The 14,155-nt window shown below is 39.3% G+C and carries 16 protein-coding genes and 1 rRNA gene; 14 read left to right on the top strand and 3 right to left on the bottom strand.

The features are described 5' to 3' along the window. Positions 1-44: 44 nt before the first annotated feature. The 8 genes from ACHUFV_RS25640 to rpsI all read left to right on the top strand — a co-directional run bounded on the left by ACHUFV_RS25640 (position 45) and on the right by rpsI (position 6,301). Positions 45-989 (top strand): DNA-directed RNA polymerase subunit alpha, encoded by a 945-nt coding sequence (locus tag ACHUFV_RS25640; RefSeq protein ID WP_394239324.1) that lies wholly within the window; start codon positions 45-47, stop codon positions 987-989. Positions 990-1,070: 81 nt separating this feature from the next. Next, entirely contained in the window at positions 1,071-1,433 is a 363-nt protein-coding gene (gene rplQ, locus ACHUFV_RS25635; RefSeq protein WP_394239231.1) for a 50S ribosomal protein L17, read from the top strand. Positions 1,434-2,005: 572 nt separating this feature from the next. After that, positions 2,006-2,845, top strand: coding sequence for an energy-coupling factor ABC transporter ATP-binding protein (locus tag ACHUFV_RS25630; protein ID WP_394239230.1), 840 nt, complete (start codon positions 2,006-2,008; stop codon positions 2,843-2,845). Then, a complete protein-coding gene (locus ACHUFV_RS25625; protein ID WP_394239228.1) occupies positions 2,821-3,690 on the top strand; it encodes an energy-coupling factor ABC transporter ATP-binding protein in 870 nt (289 codons plus the stop codon). The genes ACHUFV_RS25630 and ACHUFV_RS25625 overlap by 25 nt, the downstream gene beginning before the upstream one ends. Next, positions 3,687-4,484: an energy-coupling factor transporter transmembrane component T family protein gene (locus ACHUFV_RS25620; RefSeq protein ID WP_394239226.1), complete on the top strand. Its 798-nt coding sequence runs from the start codon at positions 3,687-3,689 to the stop codon at positions 4,482-4,484. The genes ACHUFV_RS25625 and ACHUFV_RS25620 overlap by 4 nt, the downstream gene beginning before the upstream one ends. Positions 4,485-4,494: 10 nt before the next feature. After that, the gene (gene truA / locus ACHUFV_RS25615) at positions 4,495-5,235 is read left to right on the top strand and encodes a tRNA pseudouridine(38-40) synthase TruA (protein ID WP_394239224.1); all 741 of its coding nucleotides are present in this window, start codon (positions 4,495-4,497) and stop codon (positions 5,233-5,235) included. Positions 5,236-5,449: 214 nt separating this feature from the next. Beyond that, entirely contained in the window at positions 5,450-5,887 is a 438-nt protein-coding gene (gene rplM / locus ACHUFV_RS25610; protein ID WP_394239222.1) for a 50S ribosomal protein L13, read from the top strand. A 21-nt stretch (positions 5,888-5,908) separates the two neighbouring features. Continuing rightward, a complete protein-coding gene (gene rpsI / locus ACHUFV_RS25605) occupies positions 5,909-6,301 on the top strand; it encodes a 30S ribosomal protein S9 (protein ID WP_394239220.1) in 393 nt (130 codons plus the stop codon). Between the two features lie 1,081 nt (positions 6,302-7,382). Here rpsI and ACHUFV_RS25600 read toward each other — a convergent pair. After that, a complete protein-coding gene (locus ACHUFV_RS25600) occupies positions 7,383-8,282 on the bottom strand; it encodes a nuclease-related domain-containing protein (protein WP_394239219.1) in 900 nt (299 codons plus the stop codon). A gap of 243 nt (positions 8,283-8,525) precedes the next feature. On the opposite strand from ACHUFV_RS25600, the gene ACHUFV_RS25595 reads away from it, so the two are divergent. The 3 genes from ACHUFV_RS25595 (at position 8,526) to ACHUFV_RS25585 (ending at position 10,952) form a co-directional block, all read left to right on the top strand. Next, positions 8,526-8,969 (top strand): YbaK family protein, encoded by a 444-nt coding sequence (locus tag ACHUFV_RS25595; protein WP_394239218.1) that lies wholly within the window; start codon positions 8,526-8,528, stop codon positions 8,967-8,969. A gap of 80 nt (positions 8,970-9,049) precedes the next feature. Then, on the top strand, positions 9,050-9,769 hold the full coding sequence (gene cwlD / locus ACHUFV_RS25590) for an N-acetylmuramoyl-L-alanine amidase CwlD (protein WP_394239216.1): 720 nt from the start codon (positions 9,050-9,052) through the stop codon (positions 9,767-9,769). A gap of 127 nt (positions 9,770-9,896) precedes the next feature. Then, on the top strand, positions 9,897-10,952 hold the full coding sequence (locus tag ACHUFV_RS25585; RefSeq protein ID WP_394239214.1) for an Mrp/NBP35 family ATP-binding protein: 1,056 nt from the start codon (positions 9,897-9,899) through the stop codon (positions 10,950-10,952). Positions 10,953-10,998: 46 nt separating this feature from the next. On the opposite strand, the gene gerD is transcribed toward ACHUFV_RS25585, so the two are convergent. Then, on the bottom strand, positions 10,999-11,574 hold the full coding sequence (gene gerD, locus ACHUFV_RS25580) for a spore germination lipoprotein GerD (RefSeq protein ID WP_394239212.1): 576 nt from the start codon (positions 11,572-11,574) through the stop codon (positions 10,999-11,001). A gap of 149 nt (positions 11,575-11,723) precedes the next feature. Between gerD and ACHUFV_RS25575 the strand changes: the two genes are divergently transcribed. Further along, complete coding sequence (locus ACHUFV_RS25575; RefSeq protein ID WP_394239210.1) at positions 11,724-12,362, top strand: KinB-signaling pathway activation protein; 639 nt, start codon at positions 11,724-11,726, stop codon at positions 12,360-12,362. A gap of 359 nt (positions 12,363-12,721) precedes the next feature. On the opposite strand, the gene pdaB is transcribed toward ACHUFV_RS25575, so the two are convergent. Next, positions 12,722-13,468, bottom strand: a complete 747-nt coding sequence (pdaB, locus tag ACHUFV_RS25570; RefSeq protein WP_394239208.1) for a polysaccharide deacetylase family sporulation protein PdaB — start codon at positions 13,466-13,468, stop codon at positions 12,722-12,724. A gap of 131 nt (positions 13,469-13,599) precedes the next feature. Between pdaB and ACHUFV_RS25565 the strand changes: the two genes are divergently transcribed. Further along, positions 13,600-13,860, top strand: coding sequence for a hypothetical protein (locus ACHUFV_RS25565; protein ID WP_394239206.1), 261 nt, complete (start codon positions 13,600-13,602; stop codon positions 13,858-13,860). A gap of 230 nt (positions 13,861-14,090) precedes the next feature. Continuing rightward, positions 14,091-14,155: ribosomal RNA gene (locus tag ACHUFV_RS25560) — 16S ribosomal RNA — on the top strand; the annotation flags it as partial.

Below are 14,155 nucleotides of genomic sequence, written 5' to 3'. Positions count from 1 at the left end.
GAACCTAGCCGGGGTTTCGACGTTTTGAAGGAGGGTATATTTTGATGATCGAAATAGAAAAACCAAAAATCGAAACGATTGAGATCAGCGATGATGCCAAATATGGGAAGTTCGTCGTGGAGCCACTTGAGCGTGGGTATGGTACTACATTAGGTAATTCCTTACGTCGTATTTTATTATCCTCACTCCCTGGCGCTGCTGTTACATCGATTCAAATTGACGGAGTACTTCATGAGTTCTCTACAATTGAAGGTGTAGTTGAAGATGTTACGTCAATCATCTTAAACATTAAAAAAATGGCACTTAAAATCTATTCTGATGAAGAAAAGACTCTTGAAATTGATGTACAAGGCGAAGGTGTTGTGAAAGCTGCGGATGTGACTCACGATAGTGATGTCGAAGTCCTTAATCCTGATCTTCACATTGCAACGCTTGGTTCAAATGGTCATCTACGGATGAGATTGACTGCCCGCCGTGGGCGAGGATATACTCCTGCTGATCAAAACAAACGGGAAGACCAACCAATCGGTGTAATTCCTATCGACTCTATTTACACTCCAGTTTCGCGTGTCTCTTACCAGGTGGAAAATACACGTGTCGGTCAAATGACTAACTTTGATAAGTTAACACTTGATGTTTGGACAGATGGCAGCACAGGACCACAAGATGCAATTGCACTTGGGGCAAAGATTTTAAATGAGCATTTAAACATTTTTGTCGGCTTGACAGATGAAGCTCAAAACGCTGAGATTATGGTTGAAAAAGAAGAAGATCAAAAAGAAAAAGTTCTAGAGATGACAATTGAAGAATTAGATCTTTCTGTTCGTTCATATAACTGCCTAAAGCGTGCAGGCATCAACACTGTTCAGGAATTAGCAAATAAAACTGAAGAAGATATGATGAAGGTACGAAATCTTGGTAGAAAATCTCTTGAAGAAGTAAAACATAAATTAGAAGAGCTTGGGTTAGGATTACGTAAAGACGATTGATTCGTTCACTCTGTGAAATGATTGCTTGACTTTAATGAATAACACAAGATTCAAAACTTCAACAAAGGAGGGAAACTTTCCATGGGATACAGAAAGTTAGGACGTACTAGCTCACAACGTAAAGCTATGCTACGCGATTTAACAACAGACTTAATCATTAACGAGCGTATCCAAACAACTGAAACTCGCGCAAAAGAGCTTCGTTCTGTTGTTGAAAAAATGATTACGCTTGGTAAACGTGGAGACTTGCATGCTCGTCGTCAAGCTGCAGCTTATATTCGTAATGAGGTAGCAAACGCTGAAACAAATCAGGATGCTTTACAAAAGCTATTCACTGATATTGCACCACGTTATGAAGAGCGTCAAGGTGGATATACTCGTATCATGAAACTTGGACCTCGTCGCGGAGACGGTGCGCCAATGGTTATCATTGAACTAGTTTAATAAGGGTTTATTAAACAACAAGGGCAAAGGACAGTTTTACATTGAACTTGTTCATTGCCCTTTTTTCAAAATTCCCAGCAGTGAGGAACATGTCCTCACACAGCCAAAAAAGAGCGTTACGATGAGCATGTCCCTCCATATGAATGGATGGTACGTAAATCATTATTGATTATGTGCTTGTGTCTAATGTTTTTGCTTGATACATGCTGACATGTCTCGTCTAGCTCATGCGTCTTTTCACTTAATCGTAATGGACAAAGTGTTGTTCATGTGAAAAGACGCAGGCTTTTTTGTGCTAACCCGTAAGTTTATCTGAGCAATGATTTTGGTAGCAATCACTATTCACAGATCGCAGAAATACGGTTGATATATATACTAGTTCTGCATGCGTGTTGCACATATTAACGTCAGATATATCGATTGCTTCACAATCATAAGCTCGCCAATTTGGCGAGTATTTTTTTTATTCTTTATATACTAGATTTCATTGGGATTAGTTTAGTATAGTGTAGAAAGATAGCGAATCATGTCTTTTGTTAAGACATCGGTTGAGAGCTGAGAGGAGGATCAGGATGCGAAAGCCGCTTGTTCAAATAGAAAATATATCTTATCAATATGAAGATCAAACATCTTTTGCGCTTGATGATGTATCAATGACAATCTATGAAGGAGAATGGCTTGCCATTGTCGGACATAATGGGTCTGGGAAATCGACCCTTGCTAAGCTTCTAAATGGGCTTCAATTTCCAAACAGTGGGCACATCACGGTTTGTGGTATTCCTTTAACAGAGGAAACTGTCTGGGAGGTCCGACGACAGGTTGGTATGGTGTTTCAGAATCCTGATAATCAATTCGTTGGTGCGACAGTTCAGGATGATGTTGCTTTTGCTCTAGAAAACAACGGGATTCAAAGAGAGGACATGATTGAGCGAGTAAAAAGCTCACTAGAAAAGGTTCAAATGGATTCTTTTCTAAACCAAGAGCCGCATAATCTCTCAGGAGGTCAAAAGCAAAGGGTAGCTATAGCTGGTGTTATTGCACTACGTCCTGCTCTAATTATTTTGGATGAAGCGACATCTATGCTTGATCCTCGCGGCCGGGAAGAGGTACTAAGCACAGTCAGAGAATTAAAGGCTACTCATAATATGACCGTTATTTCCATCACGCATGATTTAGAAGAAGCCGCCAAGGCAGATCGAATCATTGTCATGAATAAAGGAAAACTTTATCGGGAAGGCATCCCGGAGGATATATTTCAAATGGATGAAGAACTGATTGCTCTAGGGTTAGATATTCCTTTCCCAGTCAAAATGAGCAAGCTGTTGAAAGAAAAGGGTATCGAGATTGATAAGCCCTATTTATCAGAAAAAGAGTTGGTGGCAGAGCTATGGACATCTCACTTCAACAGGTAGAATACCGTTATCAGGCTAACACACCCTTTGAACGGCTGGCGTTAAAGAATGTGTCTTTTGATATCCCTGAAGGCACATATCTTGCAATTATTGGTCATACCGGTTCCGGTAAGTCTACAGTGCTGCAGCATCTGAATGCACTTTTAAAACCGACAAAGGGAAAAATCGTCATTGGTGACACAGAAATAACGGCTGGTCAAAAGCAAAAAAAATTAAAAAAGGTAAGACAAAGAGTTGGGATTGTTTTTCAATTTCCTGAACATCAGCTATTCGAAGAAACGATTGAAAAGGATATTTGTTTTGGTCCAATGAATTTTGGTGTGACAGAAGAAGAAGCGAAACGAAGAGCGAAAGAAGTAATCAAACAGGTCGGCCTCTCAGAGGACTTCTTGCAAAAGTCTCCATTCGATCTTTCGGGAGGTCAAATGAGACGGGTGGCCATTGCTGGTGTTTTGGCCATGGAGCCGGATGTCATCGTTTTGGATGAACCAACTGCAGGTCTTGACCCACGCGGTCGTAAAGAAATCATGAATATGTTCTATTCCCTACACAAAGAGAAAAAGCTTTCAACGATTCTCGTAACCCATAGTATGGAAGATGCCGCACGTTATGCCGACCAAATTATCGTCATGCATAAGGGCGAAGTATATAAAAAGGGAACTCCTGAGGAAATTTTTGCTGCACCTGAAGGCTTAATGGAGCTTGGCCTAGACGTTCCAGAGGTCATCCGGTTTCAGAAAAGCTTTGAGGAAACTTGTCAAGTAAAGCTGGATCGGATATGTCTAACAACAGAGCAATTAGCAGAGTCTGTTGCTGAATGCATGAAAAGAGGTGTGCCAAAATGATGGATAAAATGATTTTTGGCCGCTATGTTCCAGCAGAGTCACTTCTTCACCGGATGGACCCTCGGTCAAAGCTGCTGATTGTCTTTCTCTTTGTTTGTATCGTCTTTATTGCAAATAATACAATTACCTATGGGATTTTATTAGTCTATACAATCTTTATGATTATGCAATCAAAGGTACCTGTTCGTTTTATTTTAATTGGTCTTATACCTGTTTTATGGCTTGTTCTATTTACATTGCTGCTGCATTTCTTTTTTACCCGTGAAGGGGAGTTGATCTTCGAATGGGGCTGGATTAAGTTTTATGAAGAGGGAATTAGGCAAGGGATTTTTATTTCACTGCGCTTTTTCCTGCTTATCCTGGTGACATCTCTATTGACACTCACCACTACTCCGATCGAAATAACGGATGGAATTGAGTATTTGCTTGCGCCGCTTAAAAAAGTAAAATTCCCGGTTCATGAACTGGCTTTAATGATGTCGATTTCGCTTCGCTTTATTCCGACGCTTATGCAGGAAACCGATATTATTATGAAGGCACAAACGGCACGCGGAGTTGATTTTTCCAGCGGACCTGTAAAGGATCGTCTTAAGGCTATTATTCCGCTTCTTATCCCATTATTTATCAGCTCATTTAAAAGGGCGGAGGAGCTTGCGGTCGCAATGGAAGCAAGAGGCTACCGTGGCGGTGAAGGCAGGACAAAATATCGCCAGTTAAACTGGACGTTTTCGGATACAGCTATGCTATTATTATTGGCTGTGGTTACCGTCCTCTTAATACTATTTAGAACGTAATGAGGGGTTCATGATGCAGCGATTTATATGTACAATTAGCTACGATGGCACTTTGTTTTCCGGCTACCAGGTTCAGCCAAATAAACGTACGGTACAAAGTGAAATAGAAGCTGTATTAACAAAGCTTCATAAAGGGAGTCACATCAGAATTACAGCTTCAGGTAGAACGGATGCGGGAGTTCATGCAAGGGGTCAGGTCATTCACTTTGACTCCCCCTTACAGATACCTGAAGACCGTTGGGTGAAGGCACTGCACTCCCTTCTTCCAGATGACATAGCAGTTCAAAGGGTTGAAAAGGCCCCTCCAGGCTTCCATGCACGTTTTGATGCATCAGGAAAGGAATACCGCTATTTTGTCAACCTGGCCGACTCTAAGGACCCCTTTACGCGTCATTATCAATATCAATATGGATACCCGCTGGATATTGTACAAATGAAGGCTGCTGCTGCCTATTTAGTTGGGACTCATGACTTTACAAGTTTTTGTTCAGCAAAAACTGAGGTTGAAGACCGTGTTCGTACAATCTCAATGATTACTATTGAAAGAGACGGGGACCTGTTGACTTTCCGTTTTGCCGGGAATGGATTTCTGTATAATATGGTTAGAATCCTAGTTGGCACCCTTCTAGAAACAGGCCGCGGACTTCGTCAGCCGAGTGATATGGAATCAATCCTTGCCGGTAAAGATAGAAGCTTAGCAGGGAAAACAGCTGCCGCGCATGGCTTGTATTTATGGGAAGTGTTTTATTAAAGATGAAACAGAGCAGCATTTCGAATCTGGATAGAATATTTTTTTCATAACAACTAAACCTGGTGTAACATTTTCTTGACATTAGGTATGTTAGGTTATATTATTATATGGTATGATTTTTAATCCCACGATAAGCCCCGGAACTTATTGTGATTAAATACGAGAAATGAACTTTTTTAAAAAAATTAAACAGTTATTATTAGGAGGGAAACTCATGCGTACAACGTTTATGGCGAATGCACAAAATATTGAGCGTAAATGGTACGTTGTTGATGCAGAAGGCAAAACATTAGGTCGTCTTGCTACTGAAGTTGCATCCATCTTACGCGGTAAACATAAACCAACTTACACACCACATGTTGACACTGGTGATCACGTAATCATCTTAAATGCTTCAAAAATTGAATTAACTGGTAAAAAGCTAACTGACAAGATTTACTACCGTCACAGCTTACACCCAGGTGGTTTAAAAACTAGAACGGCTCTTGAAATGCGTACAAACTATCCAGAAAGAATGCTTGAACTAGCAATCAAAGGTATGCTTCCAAAGAATACTCTTGGTCGTCAAATGTTCAGCAAATTACACGTATATGCTGGTAGCGAACATCCGCACCAAGCTCAAAAACCTGAAGTTTACGAACTTCGTGGATAATTTATAAGGGAGGTTATTATCTTGGCACAGGTTCAATATATCGGTACTGGTCGTCGTAAAAGCTCCGTTGCACGTGTTCGTTTAGTTCCAGGCGACGGTAAAGTAATCATCAATGGTCGTGAAATGGTTGAGTATATTCCATTCGCGGCATTACGTGAGGTTGTTAACCAACCTTTAGTAGCTACTGAAACTCTTGGCAGCTATGATGTTCTTGTAAATGTTACAGGTGGAGGTTACACTGGTCAAGCTGGAGCAATCCGTCACGGTATCGCTCGTGCATTACTTCAAGCTGATCCAGAATTCCGTCCTACTCTAAAGCGCGCTGGATTACTAACTCGTGACCCACGTATGAAAGAACGTAAGAAATACGGTCTTAAAGGCGCTCGTCGTGCACCTCAGTTCTCAAAACGTTAATTTGGACGTTTCAAGACTCTCAACTATTTGGTTGGGAGTCTTTTTATTTTCTTTGATAAAAAAAGAGTTGATAGTCATTTGGCCAGCCGTACAAGAGTGCTGGTGATCGTTATTAAAGTTAATTGGATAGAGTAAACAGGGTATAGGCACCCGGAAAAAGGTGATTATATTCATTTGGGTAGTGTAAACAGGGTATAGGCGCCTGGAAAAAGGTAAACCGAGTTAATTGGGTAGCGTAAACAGGATATAGGCGCCTGGAAAAAGGTAATCAGCTTTAAAAGGGTAGTGTAAACAGTGTATAGGCGCCCGGAAAAAGGTAATCAGCTTTAAAAGGGTAGTGTAAACAGGGTCTAGGCGCCTGGAAAAAGATAATCAGCTTTAAAAGGGTAGTGTAAATAAGGTATAGGCGCCTGGAAAAAGGTAATCCGAGTCAAATGGGTAGTATAAACAAGGTATAGGCGACCGGAAAAAGGTAATCCGAGTCAAATGGGTAGTGTAAACAAGGTATAAGCGACCGGAAAAAGGTAATCCGAGTCAAATGGGTAGTGTAAACAGGGTCTAGGCGACCGGAAAAAGGTAATCCGAGTCAAATGGGTAGTGTAAACAAGGTATAAGCGACTGGAAAAAGGTAATCCGAGTCAAATGGGTAGTGTAACCAGGGTATAGGCGACCGGAAACAGGTAACCCGAGTCAATTGGGTAGTGTAAACAAGGTATAGGCGACTGGAAAAAGGTAACCCGAGTCAAATGGGTAGTGTAAACAAGGTATAAGCGACCGGAAAAAGGTAATCCGAGTCAAATGGGTAGTGTAACCAGGGTATAGGCGACCGGAAAAAGGTAATCCGAGTCAAATGGGTAGTGTAACCAGGGTATAGTCGACCGGAAACAGGTAATCCGAGTCAGTTGGGTAGTGTAAACAGGGTATAGGCGACTGGAAAAAGGCAATCAGAGTCAAATGGGTAGCGTATAAAGGGTATAGTCGACTGGATAAGGGTAATCAGCTTTAAATGGGTAGTGTAAACAGGGTATAGATGACCACACTCATTTATACTGTGTTCACATGATACTCCTAGTAATACTTATCATTCAAAATAGGTCCACTTACCATAGCCAATTACGTTGAAATTCTCTTTAAGTATGCGTGAAATCTGTTTTTTAGATTCAATTACTCTACACCACTCAAACACGACCTTAGTAGTTAATTTTATATCTGGAACAAGTATCCTTAGTTCTTCTACGCACCGTAAAATCGCGGTTTCAACACTCTCTTCATGGCCGCATATATGACATTTTACATTTTTTACAGATACATGACTAATCGAGGTGTGGCATTCAGAACAAAAAATACCCTTTATTAGCTGATCATATTGATATGGAGGTAATCGGGGCTGTGAAATTTGATGCTGCGAGATTAATTTATCGGCCTGCCTTTTGTGGATTTCATTTAATTTTGAGGGTTTCTGGTTTAACTTTTTCATGAAGCGATTGATTTGAGTGGGGTAAATAATAGGTTCATTAATGGGTGCCTGGTATAGTGTGAACTCAGGATTAATAAACACAACGTAACCTTCAATATTTACATGATATCCTTGGCTTTGGAGTAGCTGACTAAATAGTAATTTGCAACGCTTTAGCTGGTCTAATGGATTTTTCAGTTCAGTCTTGTTTAGTGAAAAAAAGCTGTCATTTTCATAATAAAAATCTTCCTCGAAATTTTTCACTTCAATTAGGTAATGGGTATCCTTAGAAATGATTAAAGTATCAATTTGGAAAATGGAGTTGTTATGTTCCAAACATAAATCATTTAAAATAAACACCTCAGATTGAAGTTTCTCCGATAATTGGTCAAACATTATTTCCCCTTGATAGCCTTTTTCCAAGTTCTTTAAACGGGCTTTCTCATTTGCTGACAAGTTCATTCTTGTGTTAAGCGATCGCATTGCTTTCAACTCAGCTGGTATAGCTCGTTCCTTTAACAGCATAATCCACTTCCTCTCATTATTTAAAATCATGCCTATCCCTATTTTATTAAAAAATAATCTATATTTTGGAATTCTTTATTACTATTCTGTTAACATTTTTTTCTAAAAACTAAATCTAGTGGTTGCTTGGAACTTTTGGTCTCAAAGTGCATTCCACTTAAAAATTGGCATTTAATTCAGGGCTTTGAAATGAATGACCCTCTTCTTGTAGTTAAAGACTACTTTTAAAGAGGTGAAAAAGAAGTGACAGTCATTACAACCTTTGTTGAAAAAAGAAGAGAAAAACAATTGAAATATGAAAAATCGGTTCTCCGTGAAATATCAGTGAAAGCATTAAAGGAGAAGGTTCAGCAATATTTTGGTTCATCACGACTAACACAAAGTTTAATTATGAATACAGGAATTGAAGAGGCCTGCTACGATGTAGCCATTGAAGCCTATCTATTAGGGGCGAATATGGGCCGTTTTGGTTATTACGGTGAGTCTGCGAAGGAAGTGAAAAGGCGTTGTCAGCAGGAAGAGAAGCATCTTGTTGATACTTTATATAATTTCTTATTGTACTGGGGAAGCGGTGAAGAAGGCGCATTAAGTGAATCGCTTTACTATCTCTGTGAGCAGTATGTGAATAGCTGGTGGTTAGAGGGCTTTTATAAAGGAGAACGCAGAATTAAGCTAAAGCTTCATTAAATTTTTTAATAGTTCTACCCTTTCTTCTTGTCCCATATATTGTATTGCAAAGGACAAGTCGGAGGGATTGATGGATACTAATGAAAAAAGGCTGGAAAATAAGTTTATTTTCGCTTGGACTTATCGTCCTGTTTTTTATTTTGCAGTATGATTTCACAGAGGAGGATTCATGGAAATCCTGGAATCTTCCTTTATCAGGAAAAGTCATTCTGCTCGATCCCGGTCATGGCGGCCCGGATGGAGGAGCGGGTGATAAAGACGCATTAGAAAAGGATATTGCCTTAGATGTCACTTTAAAGCTAAAGGATTACCTTCAAGAGCAAGGTGCGCTTATTGTGATGACGAGAGAGGTTGATAAGGATTTAGCGAAGGAAGATACAAGGGGATACAGCCGAAGGAAAGTTGAAGACCTAAAGAAACGTCTTGAAATGATTAACAAGAAGGATGTGGATTTCTACGTCAGTATCCATCTGAATTCCATCCCTTCACCGAGATGGAGCGGGGCACAAACATTCTATGCACCGCAATATGAAGAGAATAAGCGGGCCGCAAAGTTTATTCAGGATGAATTTAAAATTAATCTAGGCAATACAAAGCGTGAGGCCAAGCCAATCAGCAATGTTTATATTTTAAAGCATGCCAAAAACCCCGGTGTGTTAGTTGAAGTAGGATTCTTATCAAATCCGGGGGAAAAGGCCCGCTTGAAGGAGGATAGCTATCAGGATATGCTCGCTGCCTCCATCTATAATGGAATCATGCGGTATTATACAGCTGAGAATGAAATTGTAATACCTGAATAGGCGTTTATACGACGCCTTTTTTTGTATTTTACAAAAATAAACGTAAAACTGTGATTTGGAATAATAGTGATTTTCATTCCCTGTGGTATACTGGGAGATAGAATACAATAAGGTAGGTGCTAAGTAAATGTTTTCAGTTGAACAAGCGCGTGAGCTTTTAAATCCGGTTAAAGAGCCTTTCTTACATATATCATTAGCAGAATTAAATGCTATTGAAGAGATAAAAGTAAAGGAAGAGAAAAATCATGTTAGTGTAAAGATTGCGATTACGAAGACAGGAACTGCCGAGCAGCTTCAGCTGCAAACACAAATCGTTAATCTTTTGAAAGAGGCTGGAGCAGATACGGTAGGAATCCGTTTTACTGAACTTCCTGCAGAAGTGATTGCAAAATATCAGACTGAAGCTCCTAAAGGAGAAAATGGATTATTATCGGCAAACGGCGGGACTACATTTATTGCCATTGCAAGTGGTAAAGGCGGAGTTGGAAAATCAACTATCTCTGTCAATTTAGCGGTAGCGCTTGCAAGACTAGGCAAGAAGGTTGGTCTTGTTGATGCTGATATTTACGGCTTCAGTGTACCGGATATGATGGGGATCACGTCTCGTCCGGCAGTACAAGGGGAAAAAATCATCCCAGTGGAACGCTTTGGCGTGCAGGTGATTTCCATGGGCTTCTTTGTTGAGGATAATTCACCAATCATCTGGCGCGGTCCGATGCTTGGAAAAATGCTAAACAGCTTCTTTAAAGAAGTAACTTGGGGAGATTTAGATTATTTATTACTCGACCTTCCTCCAGGTACAGGAGACGTAGCACTTGATCTTCATACCATGCTGCCGACTTGTAAGGAAATTATCGTAACAACTCCACATCCAACAGCAGCCTTTGTTGCTGCACGTGCAGGTGCAATGGCCTTAAAAACAGATCACGAAATTTTGGGTGTTATCGAAAATATGTCCTACTTTGAAAGTAAGGTAACAGGTGAAAAGGAATATGTGTTTGGTAAAGGCGGAGGAGATAAATTAGCTGATGTGTTAAATACCGAGCTGCTTGGTCAACTGCCACTAGCACAGCCTGATTGGAATGAAGAGGACTTTGCGCCTTCTGTTTACCAGGAGGATCATCAGCTGGGCAAGATTTATCTGGATATCGCTCAGAAAGTGGTTCAAAATCTAAGTAAATAATTTTATAAGAAAAAGAGCTCTCATTTAACAGGGAGCTCTTTCTTATTTATGCTTCATCCGTTTTTGCGTCAGATGCTTTAGATTCTGCTGCTTTTAAAAGAAGCTCCTGAATCTTGGTTTGATATAAGGGGCTTTCAATTGTTTCGGTTACAACCTGCTTCAGATGTTCACGGTATTCGTTTCCTTTAAGCACGGACGTCATTTCTTTCTCAAGTTCTGGATCCTTCATGACTTCAATCATTTTGCCACGATACTCAGGGTCATTCATTAAATTTTTCAAAAGCTGTTCATTTTCCTTCTGCATGGTTTTGGCAATGGTTTCTGCAAATTCTGGATCTGAGAAGGTCTTTTTCCAAAACTCAATTCCTTTATCGCTAGTTAATGTATTTTGTACGGTTTCTGTTACGATTGCCTGATCCATTATTAGCTGCTGTCTTAGCTGTTCATCAGACATCACGTCTTGAATCGCTTTTTTTCCATCATCCGTTTTTAAAATATCAACAACCATTTTCTTTGTTTCCTCATAGTCCAATTTACTATTACTGGATTCCTGCTGGGAACAGCCAGTAAAAAGGAAAATGGATAGTATCAATAAGAGAAAGGACATCGTCTTGGTCTTCATTTTGTTTAAAGCTCCTTTCAGAGTGATTCTTACTGTTAGGATGAAGATTTTTGATTAATATTATTCGCAGCAAAGCTATTCCTAGATTTTTCAAGGTTTGGTTGTTACAATTACAGTAATGGAAGACTTTTATATTGGGGGATAGCATTGTGACTAGTCGAAATGTAGTGAAATTATTTTTTTCTACCTTACTAATCGGTGCGCTTGTAACGGGGATAACGGGTTTTATTATCAGATGGGATGAGTTTGCGCCTTATTTTTCGAATTTTAACATTTTAAAAATTATTTCAACATTCTTTTGGCTTTTTGGTGTAGGATTGATTTTCAGCTTGGTCAGTCAAGTATCCTTCTTTGCCTATCTAACTGTACATCGTTTTGGACTGGGGATTTTCAAATCAGCATCCCTTTGGAATGGAGTACAAGTTATATTCATCCTATTTGCTTTATATGATCTGGTCTATTTCCGCTATAAATCATTTGCCGAAGCGGGGGATGGAATTCTGCCATTCCTGTTTCCAGCAATTATGATACTAGTGGTTGGATTAGTCACAGCCTATTTCAAGGTTAAACAAACGAATAGTAGTGCTTTTATTCCAGCCTTATTCTTTATGGTTGTTGTAACCATTCTCGAGTGGGTGCCAATTTTAAGATTAAATGATTATAATTGGCTCTATTTAATGGTCTTCCCATTACTAGTGTGTAATGCCTACCAGCTGCTTATTCTGCATAAGCTTAATGAGAACTCGAACAAAGAGAGACAAGCCAAATCAAATAATAAACCGGCCTAGGCTGAAGTTAGGAAAATGTTCTTCATTTTGATGAGGGGCATTTTTTTATGTGATAAAGTGACTTAGCGTGTGCGCGTCTAAAGAACAAAATGCAGAAATCCGAAAGAGGAAATGTCCTATAGAGTACGTCTAAAGAACAAAATGCAGAAGGCCGGAAGAGGAAATGTCTTATAGAGTACGTCTAAAGAACAAAATGCAGAAGGCCGGAAGAGGAAATGTCTTATAGAGCACATCTAAAGGTCAAATCAAAGCGTTCAGTATGAGGAAACGTCTACCTAAAGCACATTCCAAAATAAAAAATGCACAAGAAACTCCACTTGGAACCCCTTGTGCATTAATTTATTATTTTTACCGAACTCTTACTTTATCTCAGATGTCTTCGTATTAGCGTTTGCGATCATTTCTGATACTGTGACTAGCTTATAGTCCTTCAGGCTGTCTAAAATATATGGCAGGGCTTTTTCCGTCTGTTTGGCAGAATCGGAAGCATGAAGAAGAATAATATCCCCTTTCTTCGCCTTTGCAACATTTTCAGTAATCACTTTAATACCGGGATTTGTCCAATCCTTGGAATCAATGCTCCAGTGAACCACCGTATATCCATACCTTTGGGCAATCTTTAAGGTTTTTGCATCAAAGTGCCCGGTTGGAGAGCGGAGAAGCTGAATATTATTTACGTTAAGCTTTTTAAAAGCGGTTTGAGCATTTGCGATATCCTGTCTAACTTTTTCCTCTTCCAATTCTGTGTAATCCTTGTACTCATAACCAAGAATACCGATTTCATAGCCTTCCTTCACAATTCGATTAACAAGATCCGGATGCCGCTCCGCCCATGAGCCTGATAAGAAAAAGGTAGCTGATTTCACATTATACTTTTTTAATGCATCCAGTATGGGTTCTGCCTTTTCATCACCCCAGCCGATATTAAAGGTTAAAGCAATATCCTTTTCCCCCTTATAAACAGCCTTAGGACCATCCTTTGCTGAAAAAACGGGGACTTGAATCATATTTCCTAAAAATAAAAACCATGCAGTGAAAAATGAGGCCATACAAATTAATAAAATTTGTTTAATCGTTTTTCCATTCAACACAAAGAAAAAATTCATCTGATCACCTCGTCCCACACTCTCTGTACAATCCTATGAGGAACTTAAAAGAAAATGAACTAAATTTTTCATAAAAAGTTTAAAAAATGAAAACACTACAGTAAAAATAATGATGGCAAGGGGTTAACAGGATGATTGGTGTGTTATTAAATGAAATGGAGATTAAGGAAATGCAATATTTATTAAAGAGAGAGATGGATGAGATTCTTTTTGATTTAAAGGATGACCGCATTGATCTGATTGTAAAAAAGGGAATGGAGGAGCGCTATAAGCATTTATTTACGTTATTTAAGAGGGTAGCAGAGCCGAAGGATTGCTTGCGATATATGCGTACCACATCAAAGGTTACTAAGGTGTCTAATCGATACAAAAAAAATCAAAAAAGTTATTGACTTCGATTTACAATCTTGTTATATTAATAAACGTCGCTGATGAACAGTAACTTTTGATTATGAAAAATAAAAAAAGGTTGACATGATTCAGTCTGAAATGTTATTATAATAAAGCTTGTTTTTACAGGTTTTTACAATTGTTCTTTGAAAACTAAACAAACAAAAACGTCAACGTTTTAACTTTTAGTCTTTTATAAAAAGGCATTAAATTATGAGCGAGTCAAACAATCTTATTGGAGAGTTTGATCCTGGCTCAGGACGAACGCTGGCGGCGTGCCTAATACATGCAAGTCGA

It is taken from the genome of Niallia oryzisoli, from assembly GCF_043641075.1.
GTDB lineage: Bacteria > Bacillota > Bacilli > Bacillales > Cytobacillaceae > Bacillus_BD > Bacillus_BD oryzisoli_A.
The sequence above is the reverse complement of the archived record's forward strand: the minus strand, read 5'-3'. Positions and strand labels throughout refer to the sequence as shown.

What these genes read in the sequence shown, in the direction of transcription:
- pdaB (WP_394239208.1), bottom strand. Translation starts at nt 13,468, where the DNA reads ATGAATTTTTTCTTTGTGTTGAATGGAAAAACGATTAAACAAATTTTA.
- rplQ (WP_394239231.1), top strand. Translation starts at nt 1,071, where the DNA reads ATGGGATACAGAAAGTTAGGACGTACTAGCTCACAACGTAAAGCTATG.
- cwlD (WP_394239216.1), top strand. Translation starts at nt 9,050, where the DNA reads ATGAAAAAAGGCTGGAAAATAAGTTTATTTTCGCTTGGACTTATCGTC.
- rplM (WP_394239222.1), top strand. Translation starts at nt 5,450, where the DNA reads ATGCGTACAACGTTTATGGCGAATGCACAAAATATTGAGCGTAAATGG.
- gerD (WP_394239212.1), bottom strand. Translation starts at nt 11,574, where the DNA reads ATGAAGACCAAGACGATGTCCTTTCTCTTATTGATACTATCCATTTTC.
- ACHUFV_RS25600 (WP_394239219.1), bottom strand. Translation starts at nt 8,282, where the DNA reads ATGCTGTTAAAGGAACGAGCTATACCAGCTGAGTTGAAAGCAATGCGA.
- truA (WP_394239224.1), top strand. Translation starts at nt 4,495, where the DNA reads ATGATGCAGCGATTTATATGTACAATTAGCTACGATGGCACTTTGTTT.
- ACHUFV_RS25640 (WP_394239324.1), top strand. Translation starts at nt 45, where the DNA reads ATGATCGAAATAGAAAAACCAAAAATCGAAACGATTGAGATCAGCGAT.
- ACHUFV_RS25625 (WP_394239228.1), top strand. Translation starts at nt 2,821, where the DNA reads ATGGACATCTCACTTCAACAGGTAGAATACCGTTATCAGGCTAACACA.
- ACHUFV_RS25565 (WP_394239206.1), top strand. Translation starts at nt 13,600, where the DNA reads ATGATTGGTGTGTTATTAAATGAAATGGAGATTAAGGAAATGCAATAT.
- ACHUFV_RS25630 (WP_394239230.1), top strand. Translation starts at nt 2,006, where the DNA reads ATGCGAAAGCCGCTTGTTCAAATAGAAAATATATCTTATCAATATGAA.
- ACHUFV_RS25620 (WP_394239226.1), top strand. Translation starts at nt 3,687, where the DNA reads ATGATGGATAAAATGATTTTTGGCCGCTATGTTCCAGCAGAGTCACTT.
- ACHUFV_RS25585 (WP_394239214.1), top strand. Translation starts at nt 9,897, where the DNA reads ATGTTTTCAGTTGAACAAGCGCGTGAGCTTTTAAATCCGGTTAAAGAG.